Source organism: Thiobacillus sp., assembly GCA_024235835.1.
Lineage (GTDB): Bacteria > Pseudomonadota > Gammaproteobacteria > Burkholderiales > Thiobacillaceae > PFJX01.
In genome coordinates, this window is record JACKLQ010000004.1 from 1 (window position 1) to 24062 (window position 24062).

A 24062-nucleotide genomic window follows, 5' to 3' on the forward strand; every position below is an offset into this window, starting at 1 on the left:
ATTTAACCTTGATTCCTCGGTTGACCGCTATTTTGCCTTCGTGAAGCCGCATGGTTGCTGAAGTACGTGCCTTCGGTCGCGCCCACCATTCGGGTGAACCCGCTACACGCCCGCTTTCGCGTCTGTGCGGGCGCCTGGCTGTGTCGCTCCTCCTTGCAGGGAACGACCCTGCGGCGTCGTCGCTTCGTGCCAGACACGCGCGCAACCCCGCCTTCGGGCGCGTTCAACCGAGGTTCTCAGGTTAAAAAGGAGACATCATGGAAACGACGAAGAAGGTGGTTTCGGTCATGTGCTTCCACGACGAGCTGTGCCAGGTGTTCAACGCCATGATGACGGCGTTGTCCCTGCTCAGGGAGGGGGCGGAGGTGACGGTGTACTTCGGTTCCCGCGGCGTCAACGCGGTCCACCGCGACAGGGTGGGCGCGCTGGCCTGCCTGCCCGATCAGCCGGAAGTGGGCGAAGCGGTGATGAAGCGCATGGATGAACTGGACGTGCCCTCGGTGGAAGACCTGTTCTTCATGTTCACCCACGAAGGCGGCCAGGTGCTGGCCTGCCCCCTGAACGTGCCCTTGTTCGGCATGAGCGAGAGCAACCTGATCGACGGCGCCAGACTGGCCGAGCCCGCCCGCTACTACAAGGAAGTCGTGATGCGGGCGGACATGAACCTCACTTTCTGAAACAAAATACCCTTCCAACACCACGATACTCATCCCTATGAACGAACACCTCGCAACCCGCTGCGTCCACGCCGGCGAGATCGTCGATCCGCACGGTTCGCCGCATACCCCGATCTACACCACCACAACCTTCAAGTTCCCTTCCACCGCCGCCATCCTGGACGTGGTGGAGGGTCGCAAGGCCGGCGCGCTCTATACCCGCTACGGCCTCAACCCCACCATCCAGGCTCTGGAGGCGAAGCTGGCCGCCATCGAGGGCGCGGAAGCCGCGCTGGCCTTCTGTTCCGGCATGGCGGCGGAATCGGCCCTGTTCCTCACCCACGGACGCCGGGGCATCGTCTGCCTGGGCGACGCCTACGGCGGCAGCCTGGAACTGATCGCCAGCCAGTTGCCGGAACTGGGCATTCCCACCCATCTGCTGCTGGGCGACGAAATGGCGCGTCTGCCGGACCTCCTGAAACAGGGCGTGGGCATGGTGTTCTTCGAGACGCCCACCAACCCGGCCCTGGAACTGTTCGATATCGCCGCCATCGCCGACCTGGCCCATGCCCACAGCGCCCTGGTGGCGGTGGACAACACCTTCGCCTCGCCGGTGAACCAGACTCCCCTGGCCCTGGGCGCGGATTTCGTGGTGCATTCCGCCACCAAGTACCTGGGCGGCCATTCCGACCTCACCGCCGGGGCGCTGATGGGCGGCAAGGAGCTGGTCATGCCGGTGTGGAACTGGCGCAAGAACCTGGGCCAGACCATCGCTCCGGAGATCGCCGCCCAGCTCGCCCGCAGCCTGCGTTCCCTGCCGGTGCGGGTGGAACGGCAGAACGCCACGGCCATGAAGCTCGCCCTTGCCATGCAAGCGCATCCCAAGGTTGCCCGGGTGCTCTATCCCGGCCTGCCGGACTTTCCCGGCCATGCGCTGGCCAAGCGGCAGATGGAAGGCTTCGGCGGCATGTTGACGATTGAAGTGCAGGGCGGCGGCGAGTGTGGAAATAACAGCGCAACCCGCGTTGCGGACCGGCTCAAACTGTTCGCCCTGGCCCCGTCGCTCGGCGGTGTCGAGAGCCTGGTCACCCAGCCCTGCACCACCACCCACCACGGCCTGACGCCGGAGGAACGCGCCCGACGAGGCATTTCCGACGCCATGCTGCGCCTGTCGGTGGGCCTGGAGGACGCGGAAGACCTGATCGCCGACCTGGAACAGGCGCTGGGCTGACCGGCCATGTGCGAATTGTTCGGCCTTTCCTCCAGCCGTCCCATCGCGGGGCGCGAGGTACCCTTGGCCGAGTTCCGCCGCCATGGTGGCGCGACGGCCGACAACCCGGACGGCTGGGGTGTCGCCTGGCGCGAAGCGGGCCACCCGGATGGCTTCCGGCTCGACAAGGAACCCGCGCCCGGTTCCGCCAGCGTGCGCTTCGCCGCGCTGATCGACACCGTGCGTGCCGACTTGCTTATCGCCCACGTGCGCAAGGCACGTATTCCGCCCAACAATACCCTGGCCAACACCCACCCCTTCACGCATGAGTGCTGCGGCCGGAAATGGGCCTTCGCCCACAACGGCATGGTGCCGGACATCGTTGCACTGGAAACGGACAGCCGGGCGCGCGTCTGCCGGCCCGAGGGCGAGACTGATTCGGAATTCGCCTTCTGCCATCTGCTCGGCCATATGACGCGGCAGCATGACGCGCACGCCGGTGACACCGTGCGACTGGCAATGCTGGGTAATATCGGCGAAGCAATCGCCCGTCACGGCAAGTTCAACTTCCTGCTCAGCGACGGCCACTATCTGGCCGCATACGGCCACGACCGCCTGCATGCCCTGGAAAGATACTCAGGCCCGGAGCATTTGGTGCTGATCGCCACCGAACCCTTGACCGGCGATGCTGACTGGAGGCAATTCGAACCGGGCGAACTGCGCATCTACCGTGCCGGGAGGCGAGTGGAGCGCATCGTTACCCATCCCCCCGCACCCAGCGACAACACGGAGCCCTCCTTGGCATGAACGCCCCCATCTATCTCGATTACAACGCCACCACCCCAGTGGATCCCCGGGTGCTGGAAGCCATGCTGCCCTGGCTCGGGGAAGGCTTCGGCAACCCCTCCTCGGACCACGCCCATGGCAAGCGCGCGAAGGCCGCGGTGGAAACTGCCCGGACCCAGGTGGGCGCCCTCATCGGCGCCACCCCCGGCGAGATCGTGTTCACCGCCTGTGCCACCGAGGCCAACAACCTGGCCATCCTGGGGGTGGCCTCGGCCCTGGAAGGGTCCGGCCGCACCGGGCTGATGTATTCCGCCGTGGAGCACCCCGCCGTGGCCAAACCCATGCAGCACTTGGCCGGCCGGGGCTGGCGTGGGGAGGTGATCCCCGTGGACGGCACGGGCCGGGTGACGGCCGACGCCCTGGTCATACCCCCAGACATCGCCCTGGTCTCAGTGATGCTGGCCAACAACGAGGTGGGCACCCTGCAGCCCATCCGCGCCATCGCTGACGCGGCCCATGCCGCCGGGGCCCTGATGCACGTGGACGCTGCCCAGGCGGCGGGAAAGATACACGTTGATGCGAACGAACTTGGCGCGGATCTTCTCACCCTGGCGGGCCACAAGATGTACGCCCCCAAGGGGGTGGGTGCCCTGTATGTGCGCGCCGGCACGCCCATCCGTCCCATCCAGTTCGGCGCAGGCCACGAGGGCGGCCTGCGCCCGGGCACCGAGAACGTGCCCCACATCGTTGCCCTGGGGGAAGCGGCCCAGGTGGCCCTGGAGGAACTTGCCACGGAGTTCCCCCGCATCCACGCGCTACGGGACAACCTCCACCGACGCTTGGCCCAAGCGATTCCCGGCCTGGCCCTCAACGGTCATGAAAAGGAGCGCCTGCCCAATACCCTCAACGTTTCCTTCCCCGGCGTGGCGGGCTGGAAGTTGCTGGCAACCACGACAGCCGTGGCCGCCTCCACCGGCTCCGCCTGCCATGCGGGGCATCATGCCGCCAGCGGCGTGCTGGGGGCCATGGGTTTGTCAGCAGAACGGGCCGCCGGCGCCGTGCGCCTGTCCCTGGGCCGCTTCACCACGGAGTCTGAAATCCACCTGGCCGCCGGGGCCCTCATCGCCGCCTGGCAAGCCACCAGACGGTCATGAGCGATGGCCATTTCGATGAATGAAACCAGCCGTGGGAGGCCCGCTTGCGGGCCGAATTTCGTACGTATCCATGCGCTCCGCGGTTCGGCCCGCAAGCGGGCCGCCTGCCCGGTTGCTTCAGGCTGAGCCGATGACCCCGGCGGAATACGACGCCTGGTACGACACGCCCCAAGGCCGATGGGTGGGGGAAACGGAATTCCGCCTGCTGCGCCGCCTGCTGGACTGGCAGCCCGGCGAGACCCTGCTGGACGTGGGTTGCGGCACCGGCTGGTTCACCCGCCGCTTCGCCGCCCTTGAGGGGGACGAGCCGGCCTCGGCCGTCATGGGCCTGGACCTGGACCCGGCGCGCCTGGCCTTCGCCAGGGCCCATGGCCGGGGCGAAGGCTACCTGGAGGGCAATGCCACCGCCCTGCCCTTCGCCGACGGCGCCTTTGACGTGGTGGTCTCCGTCACCGCCCTCTGCTTCGTGCCGGACTGGCAAGGGGCCCTGGCGGAAATGGCCCGGGTGGCCCGGCGGCGACTGGTGGTGGGCCTGCTCAACCGGCACAGTCTGCTGTGGCGCCAGAAGGGCCGCAACGGCGGCATGGGCGGTTATCGTGGCGCGAGCTGGCATCTCCCGGACCAGGTGCGTGGAGCATTCGCATCCCTGGGGCTGCAAGACATCCGGGTGCGCACGGCCGTTTTTATTCCGGGGGGGGCGCTGGTCGCCCGTGCCCTGGAACGCTGCCTGCCCAACGCGCTGCCCTGGGGGGGCTTCCTGGCCGTGCAGGCAGGTCGCCCGGAGGGCCAGCCCTCCATGCCCCGGACCGCCGGGGCCAGGCACCGCCCCGAGACGCCTTCCTCCTGAGGCCCCCCAGGCCCCCGCAGCCCTGCTGCCGAGCGTTTCCGCCCTGCGCAGTGCCGGCCCGGCAACTGGCCTGCCCCATGGCACCACGCCCACCTCGGCAACCAGGGGAAAACGCGCAATCAATCCCCCTTACCACTTTGTAGGTAGTTCGATCCTGGGATGGTCCTGCCCAAAAAAAAAGAGATCAGAATGAAGCTGTCTCGTGATCCGGTTATCCGCAATGGAACGGGCCAGGGACACACCACCATACGAGGAGACACATCATGACCGTTCATGCAGCGGCGGGCTCGTTGAGCCCGGATTGTTCGTCGGACAAATCACCCGGATTGATAAAACGACTCGCGCTGGCCCTGGGGGTGCTGGCCCTGTTGTCGGCCACGCCCGGCATCGCGGAAGAACAGATCGGCGTGCGCGCCAAGGGGGGCCACGCGGAGTCCTTCTTCCTGGAAAAATCTCCAGCCGCCGAGGCCCGGGCCACGGCGGAAAAGCTGGCAAGGGCGGTCATAGCCGCAAGGATGATCATCTTCGCCTACGCGGGAAAGATCGTTGACCCCACCCTGGGAGACAAGGGCCTGTCGGGCGAATTCTTCGAAAGGACGTGGCGCACGTCGCTGGAGGCCGAACTGATCGATGCGACGCCCACCCAGAAGCGAATCATCGAGAAGCTGATCCAGGCCGGACGGCAGGTCATGGAGAACAACCAGGACCGCATCAACACCAAGGGTGTCGGCTGGAAGAATTTCCTGCCGGCCAAATGGGAACGCGAAATGGGCCAGGTGTTCGCCGCCAAGACCGGCATCATCATCAAGCAGCCCGGGCGTGCCTATCGCAGTCCGGTGAATGTGCCCGACGATACGGAACGCGCCGCGCTGATTCACTATGTAAAGGCCGGCCACAGCGAGAATGCGCCGGTGACCACGACAGAACAATGGGGAAAGCAGAAGGTGTTCCGTCACATGGAACCGATCCGGCTCATGGAGCCTTGCCTCGCCTGCCACGGCAAACCAAAAGGCGCGCGGGACATCGTAGGTTTCGAGAAGGATGGCCTGGAAGTCGATGACGTCATCGGCCTGATGAGCGTCTCCATCGCCGTGGGAGATTGAGCCTGGCGCAAGGCCGCCGCCGGCGCGCAAGCCGGTCCCCCCACCTGCGCGTCCCCGGCGCCACCCAGGGCGTTTGTTTCTGAGCGCCCCCAGGGCCGGGCTGCGCCCAGCCCGCCCCCCGAGGGGGTCAAGAAAACTCGGGGCGGCCCGGCGTTTCCTTGTGAGGCGCCTTACCCGTGCAAGGGCGGGGAGCCATGCCCCCAGGGGCTTGCCCTTGGTCAAGGAGGGCACGCGGGCAAATGCATAAGGTATCGCCCTTGGTATGTCCTTTCTCCCGATGCGGGGCATCCGGCATGTGGAATCCCCTCCCATTCCTCTCGACATGGGGGGGAGGAGGTACGCTTGCGGGCGCCTTGCAGCAGATCCTCGCCCCCGTCCCCGCTTGCCGGGGCGCGGGGCATGAAGCAGACATCCTCCATTCAATGACCGGAGCCCGCCGATGAATCAACCGCTGAAGCAATTCGCAGCCGTTCCCAGCCCCTTCCACCCCGATGACGATGCGCTGTACCCGCGCTGGCGCGACGCGAAACTCAAGGACTACCCCACGGGCCTCGGCGATCTGTTGGTGGAGATCAACGACCCCCGCACCCTCACCGAGGCGGAGCACGATGCCCTGCTCGCCCGCTGCCGCAAGGCCAACATGGCGTTGTATGTCGGCAGGACCGGCGCCGACCCCGACCCGGAGATTCCCCTTTCCCTGGCCCGCCGTTTCGGCCTGCAGGACATCAACAAGAACTGGCTGGCCGACGAGACCGGTCTCACTTCCCTCACGGTGCGGGAAGAAGGCATCCGCCAGCACTACATTCCCTATACCAACCGTGCCATCCACTGGCACACCGACGGCTACTACAACACCGCCGACAAGCAGATCCACGGCCTCAACCTGCATGTGGTGCAGCAGGCCGCCACGGGCGGCGAGAACGCCCTGATGGACCACGAGATGGCCTACCTCCTGTTGCGCGAGAAGAACCCGGACTACATCCGCGCCCTCATGGCCCCCAACGTGATGACCATCCCCGCCCGCATCGACGAAGGTGGCACGGTGGGACGCCAGGAAGAACCCGGTCCCGTGTTCAGCATCACCCCTGAAGGCGACCTGCACATGCGCTACACCGCCCGCGCCCACAACGTCATCTGGACCGAAGAGCCAGTAGCCCGGGAGGCGCTGACTTATCTGCACAGCCTGCTCACGGGCGATTCGCCCTACGTCTACCGGGGCCGCCTGGAGTCCGGCATGGGCCTGGTGAGCAACAACGTGCTGCATGACCGGGCCGCCTTCACCGACGATGCCACCCACAAGCGCCATTACTACCGGGCGCGCTATTTCGACCGCCTGGCGGGCACCGGCGTGGCCGAGGTATATGGGCTGTAGCACCCGCTCACCGAGACGCGCAGCCTGTCTGCTCGTGCCGGAGGCGGCCACGGGCTGGCTGCGCTTCGGTCCCATGGCCCAGCCCAAGACCGCCCCGCCCCCCTGAGTCCGCTGATCCCCCTGGACCCCGGCGTCCCTGCCGGGTTGGCTTCTCCATTTCAGACGGACTGTCATGACCACCCACACCCTGGATTTCATCCCCGCCGCCGCGCCCTTCTCCAGCCCCGCATCCGACCCCGACCCCATCCTGGGGGGCCGGGTGGAGCTGCAACTCCTCACCACCCTGAAATGCAACCTCAAGTGCACCTACTGCTCCCTGGGGGTGGGGGAGGTGCTGGGCTCCCAGACCGAGCTCAAGTACGACATCGACCAGCTCGCGGCCTTCGTGGACCGGCACCTGAAGGGCAAGGAGGTGTACGTCACCTTCTACGGCGGCGAACCCACCCTGAACCGGGACATGATGGAGGCGGTGATGCGCCGCTTCCCGGAGTTCCGCTTCCAGCTCCAGACCAACGGCACCCTGCTGGACGACCTGCCGGACTGGATGCTGGGCCGGCTCTCCAACATCCTGGTGTCCATCGACGGTGGCGAGGAAACCACCGACGGCTACCGGGGCCGGGGCATCTGGCGCCAGGTGATCCGCAACCTGGACAAGGTGCACCACAAGGTGGGCGGCACCATCACCGCCCGGGTCACCTGGGGCAACCCGGACACCACCTTCGAGGAGCTGGACGAACTGGCCTCCTCCCTGGAGGCCATCGACTACCTCTACTGGCAGTTCGTGGCCGACGAGATGTACGCCGACGACTCGGTGGAAAAGCGCAAGGCGGTGCTGGTGAAACTCATCGACCGGTTCTTCGCCTCCACCGACACGCTCTACCCGCTGATCCCGGTGATGGGCATGGTGAGGAACAAGCTCCTGCCCAACCGCGGCCAGGAACTCTACGCGGGCCTCACCCAGTGCCGGGTGTCCAGCCACCTCATCAACGTCATGCCCAACGGCGAGATCTACCCCTGCCCGGACATGATGTACGTCCGCGATATGAAGATGGGCGAGATCCAGGGCAACTGGCTGAAGAAAAGCCCCTTGCAGCCCACCCCAGAGATGCCCTGCGAGACCTGCGAGGCCTTCTCCTGGTGCCGGCGCAACTGCATGAAGAACCTCTGGCTGGGCTACGTGAAGAACGACCTGCGCTACCGCGCCAGCGTGGTGGAGCCCATCTGCGAGCTGATCCGCTTCATGGGCCGCGAGATCGACCGCCACGACCCCCACGCCTGGTTCGCCCGTCTCAGCGTGCCGGTGCGGCGCCGGCTGGTGGACAATGAAGTGTACGAGTACGTGGAAATCATGCCCTGACGGGCGCGCATCCTGACGGGCATGGCGAATTGTCACCCCCTGTGTGTCATGAAATCACGGGTAGGCGCGCCACTTGCGGCGCGAACCCATTCGGCCCGCAAGCGGGCCTCCTCCCCGCTTGTTTCGCGGTAACCATTCTTTAGGGAGAACCCATATGCATACCCCCCCCACCCGCCGCGTGGCAGCCATCCGCCACCTGGCCTTCGAGGACCTGGGCCTGTTCGGCGACGTCTTTGCCGCCGCGGGCTGGCAGGTCACCTACCATGAAGCCGGCCTGGAGGACCTGGCCGCCCCCCTCGGCGACGCCGATCTGGCGGTGGTGCTGGGCGGCCCCATCGGCGTCTACGAAGCCGACCGCTACCCGTTCCTCAACGACGAACTCGCCGCCCTGAAAGCACGTCTGTCGGCGGGCCGGCCCACCCTGGGCATCTGCCTCGGCGCCCAGCTCATGGCCGCCGCCCTGGGGGCGCGGGTGTACCCCGGCGGACGCAAGGAACTGGGCTGGGGCGAGGTGAAGCTGACCGAGGCCGGCCGCGCGTCGCCCCTGGCCCACCTGGCCGGACAGCCGGTGCTGCACTGGCACGGCGACACCTTCGACCTGCCGGCTGATGCCACCCTGCTGGCCAGCACGGAGCTCTACCCGAACCAGGCCTTTTCCCTGGGCCACCACGCCCTGGCCCTGCAATTCCACGCCGAGGTGGACAGCCGGCGCATCGAACAGTGGCTCATCGGCCACACGGGGGAGCTATCCGCCGCCGGCATCGACATTCCCGGCCTGAGGGCGCGCAGCCAGGAGATGGGGCCGGATTTGCGCGCGGCGGGCAAGGCCCTGCTCTCCGACTGGCTGGAGCGGCAGGGGTGATGCGCCGGGCCACGCACGTCGGGTAGGCTGCGCAAGGCCCGCCAAACCAGGACAATTGCTGGCAACCCCGCAATACCAGACATTCTCCATGCGCACCCCCCGGAACATCCAGCAGGCCGTGGAATCGGCCTTTTCCCGCCAGGTGGCCCTCATTGACAGCCTCGACGAAGGGCAACAGGCCATGCCCTACCACCCGGGCATCAATCCGCCCCTGTGGGAAGGGGGCCACGCGGCCTTCTTCTACGAAACCTTCCTGCTGCGCCCCTGGCTGGGGCGGCCGCCCCTCATGCCCGGCCTGGACCCGGTGTGGGATTCCTTCGACATCGACCACGAGGACCGCTGGGCCCCCGGCGTGGTGCCGGAACGGGCGGCCACCCTGGCCTACATAGACCGGGTACGGGACCTGGTGCTGGAGTGCCTGGACAGGCGCCCCCTGACGCCCCGGGACCGCTATCTGTACCGCTATGCCGTCGCCCACCAGCACATGCATATCGAGTCCATGACCTGGGCGCGCCAGACCCTGGGCTACCCGCCGCCCCCTTTCATGGACGCGCAGACGCCATCCGCCGCCGAGCCCCCGGGTGAGGGGAATCAGGGGGACGTGGACATCCCCGCCGGCCGCTACGCCATGGGCATGGCCATCACCGGCCCGGCAAACGGCCAGGCGGACGAGGACTTTGCCTTCGACGCGGAGAAACCCGGTTTTTCCATGGACCTGCCCGCATTCCGCATCGCCCGCACACTGGTGAGCAACGGCCAGTTCCTGGCATTCGTGGAGGCCGGCGGCTACGGCACCCCGGAATGGTGGAGCTGGGGCGGGCGCAAGTGGCTGCGGGCCCTGGCGCCGAAGGATCCGGACCCCACCCGGCCCGGTACCTCCGGACCGCCCGCCTGTCCCATCTACTGGCGCAAGGCCGACGGCGCCTGGCTGGAGCGGCACTTCGACCGCTGGCTGCCCCTGGACACCGACGCACCGGTCATGCACGTGAGCTACTGGGAGGCGGAAGCCTACTGCGCCTGGGCGGGCCGGCGCCTGCCCACGGAATTCGAATGGGAAGCCGCTGCCACGGGGCGACGAGCGGACGATCCCCGGCGGCGCTATCCGTGGGGGGACGCCATGGAAAGCTCGCGGGTGGACATGGACGCCGCCCGCCTCACCCGGCCCCCGGTCACCGCCCTGGCGGCGGGCGACAGCCCCTTCGGCTGCCGCCAAATGCTGGGTACGGCCTGGGAATGGACCGCCAGCCCGTTCCTGCCCTACGCCGGCTTCACCCACGACATGTACCCCTACATGTCCACCCTGCAGTTCGGCACCCACAAGACCACCCGGGGCGGCGCCTTTGCCACGTCGTCGGGCCTCATCCGCGCCAGCTACCGCCAGGCCTACCTGCCCCAGCGACGGGACGTGTTCGTGGGCTTCCGCACATGCGCCCGTTGATACCTGGCCTGAAGGTAATCCTCACCCGCCCAGGAGCATCAGGCCCATGGCCGCCAGCAGGGCCACCCCGCCTACGGCCAGGAGGATGGTCAGGGTCTTCACCTTGCCCTTGAGCTGATCCACCTCGGTCTGCATGCGTTCCTGGGACAGGGCTGCAGCCTGGGTCGCGCCTGGCTCAGTCACCGCCGGGACACTGCCCACGGTCTCGGCCACTAATTGACGCAACCGGGTCTCGCTCACGCGCTCCCGCAATTCCCCCATCTCGCTCTCCATGGCCTTGAGCGACGCGCTGCCCAGGCCGGCAGCCGCATCCAGGCCGGGATAGGACGGCTGCAGGACCGCACCGATCACTTCCCGCATCTGGGCAAAGCGCTGCTCCAGCGCCCGCTGGGCACTGGCGTCCAACCCGCCCTGGTCCAGGGCCTGCAACCTTTCCTCCAGGGCCAGGATGCGGGCCATGCCGTCGTCCCAGGCCTCCATCCGGGTCCGTTCAGTATCCAGGTCGGCCGCCAATTGGGCCTGTTGCGCGTCCAGGCGGGCCAGGATGCGCTCGCCCTCCTCCGCGATGCGCCCCCCCATTGCCTCGCCCTGGGCCGCCATTTCCTCCCGCAGGGCGGCATGGGCCTGCTCATAAGCTTCAAGACGCGCCTGCTGGCCATCGAACACGCCCTTCAGGGCCTGATGCTGCTCCTGCAGCGGCGCCACGAGGGCGTCGAGGGCAGCAGCATCCGGGGGCGCGGGCTGCTGCTCTTCCCACTTGGCCAGCAGCACATTGCGCATGGCGTCCAGCCTGGTGTCGATGCGTTCATCCAGGGCAGCCAGGATGGTTTCCGCGCGCTCCTCCTGGTCCGCCTCGGACTGGGCGCTCTCCATGGCTTCAAGCCGCTGCGCCATGTCCGCGAAGCGTTGCTCCAGAGCCGAATTGGCATCCCCCATGGCTTCCTGGAACCTGGATGACTGTTCATCCATCTGGCCGAGGAAATCGTTGCGCATATCCGCCAGCCTGGCGTTCATGCGTTCGTCCACGGCCGCCAGGATCGCATCCGCATCCAGACCGGGCACGGCCTCCGTGGGCTCGATGGCGCCCAGGGCCTCTTGCAGCACGCTGGACGAACGCTCCTCCACATGTGTGAACAGGGTATTCCGCAGTTCCTCCAGCCTGGGCGACAAGCGATCTTCCATGGCTGCCAGCATGGCTTCCCCGTCCAGTGCGGGGGGGGGCTCGACACCCTCCAGCGTCACCAGGCGTTGCTCGGCCTCGGCCAGGCGATGCTCCAGTCCCGCCTCGTCGGACTGGACGCCTTCTCCGAGCTGTTGCACCTCTGCCGACAGCGCATCCAGCCGGGCAGCAAAACGCTGCTCCAATGTCTTGCCCAGGGCGTCCATGTCGGGTTGGGGCTGGCCGGCCTCCGCTTCCAGCGGCGCCAGCCTTTGTTCCAGGGCCTGCAGGCGCCGGCCCAGATCTTCGGCCGCCACCGCGCCCTTGCGAAGTTCGTCCATCCCTGCCGTGGCCTGGTCCAGTTGCAGGCGCCAGCCCTCGCTCCAGTCCTGCTGCGTCTTGCGTTCGTCGGCGAAGGCCACCTCCATCTGCTTGCCCAGGTCTGCCAGCAGGTCGTGGTGCAGATGGTCCATGGCCTCGCCCAGCATGCGTTCAACCAAGGCATGCACCGCCGCCTGGTCCAGGGCGGGGGCCCTGGGCTTCTCCGCTGCCTGGGGTGCGGCCTTGGTGGTGGGGACCGCTGGCGCAGGGGCAGCCGCCAGGTGAGGCAGGTCCCGCAGGAGGGCTTCCAGCACCCCGGGGGCCGGCGGCTTGCTGATGGCGTTGAGGGCACCGATGGAGCGAGCCTGCTGCACGAAGTCCTCGTCGTCATTGCCGCTGATGATGATGATGGGAATGTCCCGGGTGGCGGGAGCGGCCTTGATCCGCTGGGTCGTCTCGAAGCCGTCCATGTCCGGCATCATGTGGTCCATGAAGATCATGTCGGGCCGTTGACGGTCCAGGTAGTCCAGGGCCTCCTGCCCGGATTCCACCAGGTCGACCTTGAAGCCGATGGCCTCCAGCTTCTTCATCATGGTCAGACGGCCCACCTTGGAGTCATCCACCACCAGCGCACGTTGGTCGTTCATTGCCGACGTCTCCCCGGGGATTTGGAACCATGAAGTTACCACCAAAATGCGCTCCGGGCTCCAATCACGACCCATGCCATGGCTGGCATCGCGGCCAATCGGGATAGGGGCGGTCAGGTTACCTGACCGGGCCCCTCCCACAGCACCCGGCATGCGGGTCCGCACCGGGCGGTTCGAGAAGTTGAGGTCATGAGAGTCGAGGTACGCCGAGTTTGTCGAAGTAGGCAATGGTCAGCACCCGTTTGATGTCGCCATCGCTGTTTCTCCACCAGCAGTGGGAATTGCCCGCTACACGCCTTGCTACCTGTCCGGCTGCGCCCAGGTTGATCAGTTCCCGGTAGATCGTGCTACCCCGCCTCCAGTGCTTGAGTTGGATCGCCCTGAGCCGGTGCCGAAGCCATTCGTCCAGCGTCCGCCAGACTTTCGGTGTTTGCGCCAGCCCAAAGTAGGCTTTCCATCCCAACAGGTAAGGTTTGAGCTTGTCGATGACCTCGGCCATGCTGCGTCCGCCCGAGCGCCGGGTCAGTTGCCTGACCCTTTGCTTGAACGTCGCCATCGGCTTGTCGGCCACCCTGCGCTTGATCCCTTCCTTGGCAAACCAGAAGCTGTAGCCCAGGAACTTCCTTCCCGTCACGCTCGCCACCGCGCTCTTGGCCTCATTGACCTTGAGCCGCAGCTTGGCGTAACACCGCCGCAGTAGCGCCATCACCCGCTCGCCTGCCTTCCGGCTGCGTACATAGACGTTGCAGTCGTCGGCATAGCGCGCAAAGCAATGGCCGTACTTCTCCAATACCTTATCCACGTCATCCAGCAGCACGTTCGCCAGCAGCGGGCTCAGCGGCCCGCCTTGGGGCGTGCCCTGGTACCGATCCAGCACCACGCCATCGCTCATGATGCCGCTGGGCAGGTACGCCCGAATCAGCCGGATCACTCCGGCGTCGTCAATGCGTTTCCCCAAACGGTCAATAAGGATGTCGTGATTGACGCGATCAAAGAATTTCTCAAGATCGACATCGACCACATTCCTCCGCCGGATTGGACGTAGCCCTGCGCCGCAAGCATCGCGTCGTGTGCCCGCCGTCCCGGCCGGAAGCCGTAGCTGTGTTCGCTGAAGGTGGGGTCCAGTATCGGTTGCAGCACTTGCAGCAGGGCTTGCTGGATCAGCCGATCCGTGGCCGTCGGGATGCCGAGCTCACGCTCGCCGCCGTCCGGTTTCGGAATCGTTACCCGTCGTACCGGTCTGGGCCGGTACGTCCCCCGCAGCAATTGTTCCCTTATCTCCGGCCACGCCGTGACGAGGTGGCGTCCGGTCTGCTCGATGTCCAGACCATCCACCCCCGCCGCCCCTTTGTTGGCTTTGACTCGTTTCCACGCTTGCCGCAGGTTGTCTCTCGTCAGGGCCGCAGCGAGCAGCCCTGACCCTGTGCTCTCGGTGTCCCGTCGCGGGTTGGCCGCTTCGTCGCTGACAGGATCGCGTCCGGCTTCACCGTGCGCTCCCCCCGCCCGCTCCGCTTGCGCGGACTTCTGACGCCTGGCGTTCAACATCGACATGGCCTCGAACACTTCTCCTCGTTCGGCCATTCGCTCCTTGACTGGCAGCTACTACGGCCTCTGCTGACTTCTCGCTCCGCCTTCCGGCGTCGCCCTTTCAGGCGTAAGGCGAGATCTCCCCGGGTAAGAACGCACTCCTTCAATGCACAACCGCCGGATTTACGCCGCCTCGCCTTGATCACGAGAGCTTCTCGGTTTCATGCCCGTTCGCCCTGCTCGGCAACGCCTTCTATCCGGTTCTTGTCCATCGGTTCGCAGCTTCGCTCCACGCTTCCTCCCCACACTCGGTCGCCCTCATGCAGCTGCGCTTCGCTTCGTTCGCTGTGATCAACTTACGGTGGGACTTGCACCCACAAGAGTGCGCCCGTGCCGGGCGCGCATGAAAAAGGGGCCCCGCAGGGCCCCTGGCATCGGTCGGGCGGGTGGCTTACAGCACCATGCCCGGGTTGTTGCCCATGCCCAACACCTTGGGCTGGTTGAGGTTGACGGGCTTGATGACCTTCTGGTCCCGCAGGTACTCGGCCACCACGTCCCAGATGGGAGCGCCCTGGACGCCCTCGCCCACGGGGGCCCAACCGGCCACCTTGTAGGACTTGGCGGGGTCCACGGGCTTGCCCTTCATCATCATGTTGGTGATGCGCTTGCCAATGGTCTTGTTGGGGTCGATGGTGTACTGGATGCCGCCCACGCGCACCATGTCGCCACCCTGCTGGTAGTAGGGGTCGGCGTTGAACAGGTTGTCGCACACGTCTTCCATGATGGTGTGGATCTGCTCTCCCTTCATGGTGTTGAGGGTGGTGGCCGGATAGGTGATGGCCACCTGGTCCATCAGCCGCTCCATGGTGATGACGTCGCCGGACAACAGGCTGGTGCCCCAGCGGAATCCCGGGGAGAAGGCGGCATCGGCACCTTTCACCTTCATCAGCGCGTCGCAGATGAGCTGGTCGTAGGTGCCGTTGAAGTTGCCCCGGCGATAGAGCACGCCCTCGGTGACGGCCAGCTTCTCGTTCAGCTTGGCCTCGAAGGGGGTGCGGATCTTCTTGATGAGGGCTTCCATGCCGGGATCGGCGGGCAGCAGGTTGGAGAACACGGGCAGCAAACGATACTTCCAGCCCTTGACCTTGCCGCCCTTGACGTCGAAGTCCATGACGCCCAGGAACTTGCCGTTGGAGCCGGCGTTGGTGACCAGGGTCATGCCGCCGGCGTTCTTCACTTCCACGGGCTTGGGCACGCCGTCATGGGTGTGGCCGCCGAAGATGACGTCGATGCCGGTGACGCGGCTGGCCATCTTGATGTCCACGTCCATGCCATTGTGGGACAGCACAGCCACCACCTGGGCGCCCTTGGCGCGGGCCTCGTCCACCCACTTCTGCATGCCATCGTCGCGGATGCCGAAGGACCAGTCGGGCACCATCCAGCGGGGGTTGGCGATAGGGGTGTAGGGGAAGGCCTGGCCGATGATGGCCACCTGCACGCCGTTGATGTTCTTCATGGTGTAGGGCTTGAACACCTGGTCGCCGAAGTCGTTGGTGACCACGTTCTGGGCAACGAAATCCACGCCGGCCTTCTTGAAGTCGCCATTGACGATCTCCATGACGCGCTCGGCGCCATAGGTCATTTCCCAGTGGGGGGTCATGACGTTGACGCCCAGAGCTATGCAGGCGTCCACCATGTCCTGGGCATTGGTCCACAGGGCGGTGGCGGAACCCTGCCAGGTGTCGCCGCCGTCCAGCAGCAGGGAGCCGGGACGCTGAGAGCGCACGCGATCCACCAGGGTCTTAAGATGGGCGAAGCCTCCCACCTTGCCGTAGGTGCGGGAGGCCGCCTCGAAGTCCAGGTAGGTGAAGGCGTGGGCGTCGATGGTGCCGTTCTTGATATTGAAATGCTTGAGCAGATGGTCGCCCACCAGATGGGGCACCTTGCCCACGGCATCTCCCACGCCCAGGTTCACGTTGGGTTCGCGGAAGTACACCGGCATCAACTGGGCATGGCAGTCGGTGATGTGCATCAGGGAGCAGTTGCCGAAGGCAGGCACGTCGTAGTAGCCGGCGGGGGCGTTGCCGGCCAGGGCGGATTTGCTATCCAGGGCAAAGCCGGTGGCGGCGGCAGCGGCCAGCACTTGCATAAATTCGCGACGGGTCATGGACATGCTTGTGTTCTCCTCAAAGAAGCTTGTTCGGCGTGGTGCGGCATTGTCCCCAGCCCCCACGGCTCAGTAAATGGTAACGATGGGCCAGTACAGGTGGTTCAAAACACTTGTCCGGACTGACCCTGGAAGTAAAAATCCGGGCAGAAGCCCGGATTTTTCAAGAACCTCGTAACCGTCTTACTTCCGGAAAACGGAGGCCGTCATCTCCAACCCGTTGCTCAAGTAGGAGTGGAAGTACTCCAGGTTGTTCATGCGGGCGGTGCCGGCCTTATCGGGTACCTGGCGCACGTTCTTGAAGCAGCCTTCGTAACGTTTCTGCAGGGAGACCAGGTTCTCGCCGCCCCGGAACACGGGCCAGTGCACGGCCTGGCCCACGCCGGGAGAGAGCAGCTCGGAACGCAGGCGGTTGCCGGCGCCTTCCACGTGGCAGGAAGCGCAGGAGAAGTTGAACTGGCCGGAGCGGGAATAATAGGTCTTCTTGCCGTCCTCGAAGGCCTTCATGGCCCCCGCACCATCCACCTTGATGTTCATCTTCATGCCGTCGGACAGGGTGCGCAGATAGGCCATGGACAGCTCGAAGTTCTTGTCGCCCCGGGGCAGCGCGGCTTCCCCGTTGGCCACCCGGCAGGCGTTGGCCACGTCTTCCAGGGTCACCACCTTGCCCTTGGCCTCGTCGAACATGGGGTAATTGCCGGCGATCATCTTGCCGCCGTTGGGCAGGCAGTCGGCGTAGGTCTTGCCGTTCTTGAAGGGAGTCTTGAACAGCTTCTCGCCTTTCTCCAGTTGAGAGGTGTAGGGCGGGAATTCCATGATGGCGTCGTACTGGCTCTTGGCATCGGGGTCGAAGGCCAGGGCACCATACACATAGTTCTCGATCTTCACGTCAGGGTACTTCTGGGTGAAATAGTTCACCAGTTTCGTGCGGTCTTCTTCCGGGCCCGCGTTGGCGGCGATCGCCCCGGTCAGCAGGCCGATCCCTGCCATGGCTAGCAACAGTTTCTTCATGCCGTCCTCCAATGATGGATACAGATTTGCGAGGCAGTCCCGGGCAGGCCCGGGACTCCTGGGCCAAAATCAGCTGATAGTGGCGTCGGCGGTGTTGGAGTCGCCCTTGTTGTCCGTCCAGGACACCACCACCTTGTCGCCCGCCTTGGCACCCTTCACGCGGATCGCCAGGTAGGGGTTCTTGCTGATGCCGCCGCCCCACTGGGCGTCCATCACCTGCTTGCCGCCCACCGTGCACGTCACGTTGGTGATGTGGTGCGCAGGCACCATCTGGCCCGTCTTCGCGTCCTTGCGCAGGCCGGTCTCCATCACGTGGTTCATCAGGCACTTCACTTCGGCTACATCGCCCTTCAGGGAGGCGCGGATCTTCATGGGTTCTGCCATGTTGTTTCTCCTGTGTTCAGTTCAAGGTCTAGGTCTCAGGGGTTCAGGGCTTTTAGCCGCCGCAGCCGCCAATGGTGACCTTGACTTCCTTGTGGGCCTTGTAGGTCTTGCCGCCCGCAGTGACCACCGCCACCACGTTGGACGTGGCACCCATCTTGACGCGGGTGGAGACGTACCCTTCCGCACCGTTCATCAGCTTGAAGTCGGCAATCAGGGGGAAGCCGTTCTTCTCCGCCAGAATGGCAATGCCATCGGTCCCGGCAATCTTGCTGGTGATCTCCACCGGCACCACCGCACCGTTCTCGGCAATGTCAGGGGCCTTCACCTGGATGTCGCCGCTGGCAGCAGCTCCGCCTCCACCAATGGCGCCCATGGCTCCGCCCATGTCCTTGGCTTCAAACCCAGCCTTGTTCCAGGCAGCGAAGGCCATGCCGGGCTTCAGCAGGCCAGCCATCACGGCAACGCCCACCACACCAGCAGAGCCAGCGCCCTTCAATACGTTTCTACGCAGAGTATTCATGTGTTCTCCTCGAATCGGTCGGCTTACAGGCCGTAGATAAAGTCGATGACCTTGTCGATCTCCTGCTCGGTCAGCAGCTGGTGCTTGCCGAAGGGGGGCATCATGCTGGAAGCATTGGTGGCGGTGGCATCCCATATCTTGGCGCGCAGCACGGCCTTGTCGGGGAAGCGGGCCTGCATGGCGATCAGGGGCGGGCCGCTGTTGCCGGTTTGTTCCGCATCGGGCAGCGTGGGGAAGCCATGGCAGGCCAGGCAGTTGCCCTTGGAACGGTTGTAGGCGATGTCCTTGCCGGACTCTTCTTTTTTGGCGCCCTGTGCCATGGCACCGGTGGCGAGCAAAGCAGCTAGCAAGCCGGTCAAAACGGAAGCACGTTTCCGCGCGAGATTTTTCATCTCCTCGTCTCCTTCCTCGTTGAGTGCTAATACAACCACGAAATGTGGGTGGTATCCCTAATGGACCGGCGAACCTTAGCCCCCTACGGACCGATCACACAAGAGCGTTGGTATAACTTTAGTACGATAGATTGGGTCTCAGGTACTTTGTTACCAAGCCAATGATTGCCCTTGGAAGCAACTACTTGGGCTTTACTTTTCCTTGCTTTGCTGTTCCTTCAGTTCCCGCAACCGTGCATCGATGATGGACAAGGTGTAGAAGTCGCTGTTTCTGTGTTTTTGCGCCTGCTGCAACTGATCGATGGCCGCGCTCTCGCGGCCCTGGAGCACATAGGCCTCGGCCTGGGCAAGGTGGCCCTGGGCCCATTGGCCCAAGGCCTGGTGGGCCTCGGCGGACAGGGTAAGGAAGCGGATGTCCGCAGCCCAGATCTGCTGCTGTCGGCGGATCAATGCGATGGCCTCGGCGGGACGCTGGGCAAGAAGCAACGCCCGTGCGTGCAGATAGGCCAGGGGGCGGTAGCTGCTGAAGCGCCTGGCGGCGGCCTCCAGAGCCTGGACAGCCTCGCCGGCCCGGTTCTCCGCGAGCAGGATCTCGCCTTGCAGCAACGGAACCAGGGGCGAGCGGTCTTCGTAGGGGGCCAGGGCCTGGAGGGCGGCCCGGGCACGGACCAACTCATTGGCGCGCAGCGCGGCCCGGGCCAGGCCGTACCAGTTGCCCGCGTCACCTTGTTCCTTGACCCGGGCCTCGAAGCGCGACAAGGCATCCCTTGCCTCGCCCTCCTCGGCCTGCACCCGGGCCCGCACGAAAAGGTATTCCAGGCTGTCTTCCCGCTGCTGGTAGCGCATCTGGCTCAGCCGGTTCTGCATGTCCGCGATGCGTTCATAGGTAAGGGGGTGGGTGCGCAGATAACCTGGTGCGTTGTTCTCATAGAGGCGCCCCTGGGCCTGGAGACGCTCGAAGAAACTGGACATGCCCTGGGGAGAATAACCTGCGGAAGCCAGGGTCTGCAGGCCCACTCTGTCCGCCTCCCGCTCGTTCTCCCGGGTGAAGTTCAGCTGGTTCTGGATGCTGTAGGCCTGGGACGTGGCAATGGCCGCCTGGGTGACGTCGCTGTTGGAACGGGCGGCCAGGATGGCCACTGCCAGCGCCAGGATGGACACCAGGCTGGCGTTCTTCTGGTTGTCCACCATGCGGGCGATGTGCTTCTGGGTGACGTGGCCCAGTTCATGGCCCAGCACCCCCGCCAGTTCCGACTCGTTGCGGGTGGCGGATATGAGTCCCGTGTGCACGCCGATATAGCCGCCCGGCAGGGCGAAGGCATTGAGGGTGGGATCACGCACCGCGAAGAACTCGAAGCGCATGCCAGGTTCCGGCGACGCGCTGCCCAGCCGCTCCCCCAGGCCCGTCAGGTATTCCAGGATCACCGGATCGTCGTAGTAATCGCCGCTATCCCGTATCTGGCGCATGATCTCCCGGCCGATGCGGTCCTCGTTGGACTCGGTAAGGCTGGTGCGGGACACCTCCCCCAGGTCCGGCAGGTCCAGGGCGTGCGCGGAAATGGTGAAACACATCACGGCGGCCATGAGCGCCGCCAGGGTCGGGCTGCGCCCAGTCCGGCCTCCGTGGGGGTCAACCAAACTCGGGGCGGCCCTTCGTTTTTTACTTGAGAGCCACAAGGCGGGAAAGGGACGTGATAAGTGCATGCGGCTATGATAGCCGCCCTCTCCATCAGTTCCTCGAACCATGAGCCAGTTCACACACTTTGACGAACAGGGCCGCGCCGTGATGGTGGGCGTGGAAGCCAAGACCGAGACCCACCGCGTGGCCATCGCTTCCGGCCGCATCACCATGCAACCAGAAACCCTTGCCATGATTCTGGCGGGCAGCGCGAAGAAAGGTGACGTCCTGGGCGTGGCCAGGCTGGCGGGCATCATGGCGGCCAAGCGCACGCCGGACCTGATCCCCCTCTGCCACCCCATCGCCCTCACCAAGGTCAGCGTGGATTTCACAGCCGACGAAGCCGGCCATGCCATCGGCTGCAATGCCCGGGCGGAGACCGTGGGCCGCACGGGCGTGGAGATGGAAGCCCTCACCGCCGCCGCCGCCGCCCTCCTCACCATCTACGACATGTGCAAGGCGGTGGACCGGGGCATGGTGATCGAGTCAGTGCGCCTGGAGGAAAAACTCGGCGGAAAATCGGGCCACTGGAAGGCGGAAGCATGATGTCCCAGGTTCAGGCCGTGCTGGAAAAGCCCTACGTGCATGAGCTTTCCCCGGCCCGGTTGCGGGCCCACCAGGCCGAAGTCGCCGCCATCCTGGGACTGGAGACGGCATTTCGCGACACCCTTGCCGACGGTTCGCCCGGGCCCGAACTGGTGATCGTCCCCCCCGGCGTGTTCGACATGGGTGCCGTCGATGATGAGCGGGGATTCGGCGAGCAGCCCCGCCGCCACGTGACCATCGACGCCCCCTTTGCCCTGGGCAGGTTCTGCGTCACCGCCGAGGAATTCCACGCCTTCGCGAAGGCCACGGGATTTTCGTGGTCGGATCACCTCATCCGCACCGAGGGCAGGCAGCCCGTCACCAATATCGACCGGGCCCAGGCCCAGGCCTACCTGGACTGGCTGGGCACGGAAGCGGGACATCGTTACCGCCTGCCCACGGAAGCGGAGTGGGAATACGCGTGCCGGGCGGGCTCCGCCACCCGCTACTGCTTCGGCGATGAACTGGGTTGCGGCGAAGCCAACACCGGCTCCTTCCGGCTGGAAGGTCGCAGCAGCCAGGGATGGCGGCGCTTCCTGCCCTTCTGCGCACCGCTCTACCAGGCCATCGACGTGGGTTGCTACCCCGCCAACCTGTGGGGTCTACACGACATGCATGGCAATGTCTGGGAGTTCACAAGCGATGCCTGGGTGGGTCCCATCGACGCGCTTCATTCCGCCAAACCAGGACGGGATGGGCTCTGGTTCGTGACCAAGGGCGGTTCCTGGTTCGAGTCGGCCTGGCAGGCCCGTTCTGCCGCCCGCAAGCCCCGGCGGATCAACGAACTGGACATGAACCTGGGTTTCCGCGTACTGCGGGAGACTCCTTAAAAGGATGGTTTAATCCAATTTATTCAATAGGTTGAAATTCATCCCGGGGCTGCTAGAGATGATGACAGGCCGCGCTGTTCCCTGGGCGGGACCCTTCAACCTAGAGGAGATTGGAAATGCTGGATATCAACAAGTTGGTGATGGCGGAGAACCTGGCCCCCTGCGAGGCTGACGCCTACCTCAACGACCTGGAGCCCTGGAACGAGGACCAGGCCCGCCAGATGGCCCTCGAAGAGGGCATGGAATTGTCCGACACCCACCTGGACGTGATCTGCTACCTGCGGGACCAATTTTCCCAGTGCGGCCAGGCGCCCAATGCCCGCGCCCTGCTGAAGTCCATGGAAACGGCCTATGCCGACCAGGGCGGGCGCAAGTTCCTGTACAAGCTGTTTCCCCGGGGGCCGGTCACCCAGGGCTGCCGTCTGGCCGGACTGCCCACGCCCAGCGGCAATGCAGACCCTTCCTTCGGCAGCGTGCACTAAGCCTCGCCATGAAGCAAACGGCCCGCTCAGGCGGGCCGTTTGCTTGGGGACGGGCTGAATCAACGGAATCGTCCCATGGTGCGCATCACCTCGCAGGGGTCCCCCTGCACGGGAGGCAGGGCCATGTTCTTCTCTTTGGCGCGCTTGTCCAGTTCCAGGTAATGGGCCTGCATGTAGGTGCGGCACTCGTCGAAGCTCTGCATGCCCTGCAGGCGGGCCACATGGGCCTTGCGCTCATCCGGCGTCAGGAATTGGGCACCGCGCAGGTTATCTCCCCCGGCGTACCAGGGAAACGCCAAAGCCTGACCGGCAAGGGTCAGGAACAGAATCGCGGCGAAGGTGCGCATATAAAAAAAGCCCCGTATGAAAACGGGGCCAGTGTAGTACAAAGGAAGTAGTCAAACACAACCAGTCGGCTTGGGGGTGCCTGCATAGCGGCCTGCCTGCTTGGCCGGACCGTAGGGGAACAGGTCGAACAGGAACTTCTTGTCGCCCCATTCCGAACCAAACTCTTCCTTCAGAGCCTTCTGCAAAATGCGAAGGTTGGGAGCGGTGCCGTACTCGTTGAAGTAGTCCCGCATGTAGTTGATGATTTTCCAGTGGTTTTCCCGGAGTTCCAGCTTGTCCTGGCCGGCCAGGAACTCGGCCACGTCCTCCGCCCAGTCGGACAGGTTCACCAGATAGCCTTCGGGATCGGTTTCCACCGTGCGGCCGTTGATATTCAGTTCCATGGTTTTTCCTCTCTTCACCCGGTTGTATGTGATTGACCGATGACCACAGTCATCAAGTTGGAATCAGTCTATCAATTCTTGAGTATTAAAGTCAAGTATTGCCCCTGTCACAGCTCGCCCCTAAAATTCGCTGGTCTATTCGGGACACCCAACAACAGGAGAGATTGACAATGGAACATCAACTGCCCGCCCTGCCCTATGCCATGGACGCCCTGCAGCCCCACATGTCCAAGGAAACCTTTGAGTACCACTACGCCAAGCACCACCAGGCCTACGTCACCAACCTGAACAACCTCATCAAGGGCACGGATTTCGAGAACAAGTCCCTGGAGGACATCGTCAAGACCGCCCCCGCCGGCGGCATCTACAACAACGCCGCCCAGGTCTCCAACCACACCTTCTTCTGGAACTGCATGAAGCCCAACGGCGGTGGCGCCCCTGCCGGTGCCCTGGCCGACGCCATCAACGCCAAGTGGGGTTCTCTGGACGAGTTCAAGAAGGCTTTCCAGACCAGCGCCGTGGGCAACTTCGGTTCCGGCTGGACCTGGCTGGTGAAGAAGGCCGATGGTTCCGTGGACATCGTCAACATGGGCGCCGCCGGCACACCCCTGACCACCGCCGACAAGCCCCTGCTCTGCGTCGACGTCTGGGAGCACGCCTACTACATCGACTACCGCAACCTGCGTCCCAAGTTCGTGGAGACCTTCCTGAACAGCCTGGTGAACTGGGACTTCGCCGCCGCCAACTACGCCGGCTGAGCACGTATCCTGTTGCGCCCCGCGCGACATGACGGTAAGAGGGTGTCTGCGAAGACACCCTTTTTGTTTGCCCGGCAGGCGCACA

Annotated in this window: 23 protein-coding genes and 1 pseudogene; 14 read left to right on the forward strand and 10 right to left on the reverse strand. The window is 65.0% G+C overall.

What is annotated here, in order from left to right; all coding sequences use genetic code 11:
- Positions 1–257 precede the first annotated feature (257 nt).
- The 10 genes from H6935_15540 (at position 258) to egtB (ending at position 10785) form a co-directional block, all read left to right on the forward strand.
- Positions 258–677, forward strand: a complete 420-nt coding sequence (locus H6935_15540; protein MCP5279747.1) for a DsrE/DsrF/DrsH-like family protein — start codon at positions 258–260, stop codon at positions 675–677.
- Between the two features lie 37 nt (positions 678–714).
- The gene (locus tag H6935_15545; GenBank protein ID MCP5279748.1) at positions 715–1887 is read left to right on the forward strand and encodes an aminotransferase class I/II-fold pyridoxal phosphate-dependent enzyme; all 1173 of its coding nucleotides are present in this window, start codon (positions 715–717) and stop codon (positions 1885–1887) included.
- Between the two features lie 6 nt (positions 1888–1893).
- Positions 1894–2673, forward strand: coding sequence for a class II glutamine amidotransferase (locus H6935_15550; GenBank protein MCP5279749.1), 780 nt, complete (start codon positions 1894–1896; stop codon positions 2671–2673).
- Positions 2670–3806 carry a cysteine desulfurase gene (locus H6935_15555; protein MCP5279750.1) on the forward strand — a complete coding sequence of 379 codons (1137 nt, stop codon included), beginning with the start codon at positions 2670–2672 and terminating at the stop codon, positions 3804–3806. Before H6935_15550 ends, H6935_15555 begins: the two co-directional genes overlap by 4 nt.
- A gap of 130 nt (positions 3807–3936) precedes the next feature.
- Positions 3937–4653, forward strand: coding sequence for a methyltransferase domain-containing protein (locus H6935_15560; GenBank protein ID MCP5279751.1), 717 nt, complete (start codon positions 3937–3939; stop codon positions 4651–4653).
- A gap of 263 nt (positions 4654–4916) precedes the next feature.
- A complete protein-coding gene (locus H6935_15565) occupies positions 4917–5756 on the forward strand; it encodes a DUF3365 domain-containing protein (GenBank protein MCP5279752.1) in 840 nt (279 codons plus the stop codon).
- Between the two features lie 439 nt (positions 5757–6195).
- On the forward strand, positions 6196–7128 hold the full coding sequence (locus H6935_15570; protein MCP5279753.1) for a TauD/TfdA family dioxygenase: 933 nt from the start codon (positions 6196–6198) through the stop codon (positions 7126–7128).
- Positions 7129–7300: 172 nt separating this feature from the next.
- Positions 7301–8485 (forward strand): radical SAM protein, encoded by a 1185-nt coding sequence (locus H6935_15575; protein MCP5279754.1) that lies wholly within the window; start codon positions 7301–7303, stop codon positions 8483–8485.
- A gap of 154 nt (positions 8486–8639) precedes the next feature.
- A complete protein-coding gene (locus H6935_15580) occupies positions 8640–9347 on the forward strand; it encodes a glutamine amidotransferase (GenBank protein MCP5279755.1) in 708 nt (235 codons plus the stop codon).
- 88 nt (positions 9348–9435) lie between these two features.
- On the forward strand, positions 9436–10785 hold the full coding sequence (gene egtB, locus H6935_15585) for an ergothioneine biosynthesis protein EgtB (GenBank protein ID MCP5279756.1): 1350 nt from the start codon (positions 9436–9438) through the stop codon (positions 10783–10785).
- A gap of 21 nt (positions 10786–10806) precedes the next feature.
- On the opposite strand, the gene H6935_15590 is transcribed toward egtB, so the two are convergent.
- The 8 genes and pseudogenes from H6935_15590 to H6935_15625 all read right to left on the reverse strand — a co-directional run bounded on the left by H6935_15590 (position 10807) and on the right by H6935_15625 (position 20497).
- Positions 10807–12912, reverse strand: a complete 2106-nt coding sequence (locus H6935_15590; protein MCP5279757.1) for a response regulator — start codon at positions 12910–12912, stop codon at positions 10807–10809.
- Between the two features lie 187 nt (positions 12913–13099).
- A pseudogene (ltrA, locus tag H6935_15595) lies at positions 13100–14463 on the reverse strand (group II intron reverse transcriptase/maturase).
- Between the two features lie 427 nt (positions 14464–14890).
- Positions 14891–16612 carry a thiosulfohydrolase SoxB gene (gene soxB, locus H6935_15600; protein MCP5279758.1) on the reverse strand — a complete coding sequence of 574 codons (1722 nt, stop codon included), beginning with the start codon at positions 16610–16612 and terminating at the stop codon, positions 14891–14893.
- A gap of 177 nt (positions 16613–16789) precedes the next feature.
- On the reverse strand, positions 16790–17617 hold the full coding sequence (gene soxA, locus H6935_15605; protein ID MCP5279759.1) for a sulfur oxidation c-type cytochrome SoxA: 828 nt from the start codon (positions 17615–17617) through the stop codon (positions 16790–16792).
- A gap of 69 nt (positions 17618–17686) precedes the next feature.
- Positions 17687–18001, reverse strand: coding sequence for a thiosulfate oxidation carrier complex protein SoxZ (gene soxZ, locus H6935_15610; GenBank protein MCP5279760.1), 315 nt, complete (start codon positions 17999–18001; stop codon positions 17687–17689).
- 52 nt (positions 18002–18053) lie between these two features.
- Positions 18054–18521: a thiosulfate oxidation carrier protein SoxY gene (gene soxY, locus H6935_15615; GenBank protein MCP5279761.1), complete on the reverse strand. Its 468-nt coding sequence runs from the start codon at positions 18519–18521 to the stop codon at positions 18054–18056.
- 23 nt (positions 18522–18544) lie between these two features.
- Positions 18545–18913 carry a sulfur oxidation c-type cytochrome SoxX gene (gene soxX, locus H6935_15620; GenBank protein MCP5279762.1) on the reverse strand — a complete coding sequence of 123 codons (369 nt, stop codon included), beginning with the start codon at positions 18911–18913 and terminating at the stop codon, positions 18545–18547.
- Between the two features lie 192 nt (positions 18914–19105).
- Entirely contained in the window at positions 19106–20497 is a 1392-nt protein-coding gene (locus H6935_15625) for a M48 family metallopeptidase (GenBank protein MCP5279763.1), read from the reverse strand.
- Positions 20498–20657: 160 nt separating this feature from the next.
- Between H6935_15625 and moaC the strand changes: the two genes are divergently transcribed.
- The 3 genes from moaC (at position 20658) to H6935_15640 (ending at position 22488) form a co-directional block, all read left to right on the forward strand.
- A complete protein-coding gene (gene moaC / locus H6935_15630) occupies positions 20658–21137 on the forward strand; it encodes a cyclic pyranopterin monophosphate synthase MoaC (GenBank protein ID MCP5279764.1) in 480 nt (159 codons plus the stop codon).
- Positions 21134–22006, forward strand: a complete 873-nt coding sequence (locus H6935_15635) for a formylglycine-generating enzyme family protein (GenBank protein MCP5279765.1) — start codon at positions 21134–21136, stop codon at positions 22004–22006. The genes moaC and H6935_15635 overlap by 4 nt, the downstream gene beginning before the upstream one ends.
- 116 nt (positions 22007–22122) lie before the next feature.
- Positions 22123–22488 carry a TusE/DsrC/DsvC family sulfur relay protein gene (locus tag H6935_15640; GenBank protein MCP5279766.1) on the forward strand — a complete coding sequence of 122 codons (366 nt, stop codon included), beginning with the start codon at positions 22123–22125 and terminating at the stop codon, positions 22486–22488.
- 59 nt (positions 22489–22547) lie between these two features.
- On the opposite strand, the gene H6935_15645 is transcribed toward H6935_15640, so the two are convergent.
- A complete protein-coding gene (locus H6935_15645; GenBank protein MCP5279767.1) occupies positions 22548–22835 on the reverse strand; it encodes a hypothetical protein in 288 nt (95 codons plus the stop codon).
- Between the two features lie 51 nt (positions 22836–22886).
- Positions 22887–23219 carry a TusE/DsrC/DsvC family sulfur relay protein gene (locus H6935_15650; GenBank protein ID MCP5279768.1) on the reverse strand — a complete coding sequence of 111 codons (333 nt, stop codon included), beginning with the start codon at positions 23217–23219 and terminating at the stop codon, positions 22887–22889.
- Between the two features lie 170 nt (positions 23220–23389).
- On the opposite strand from H6935_15650, the gene H6935_15655 reads away from it, so the two are divergent.
- Positions 23390–23977, forward strand: a complete 588-nt coding sequence (locus tag H6935_15655) for a superoxide dismutase [Fe] (protein MCP5279769.1) — start codon at positions 23390–23392, stop codon at positions 23975–23977.
- Positions 23978–24062 lie beyond the last annotated feature (85 nt).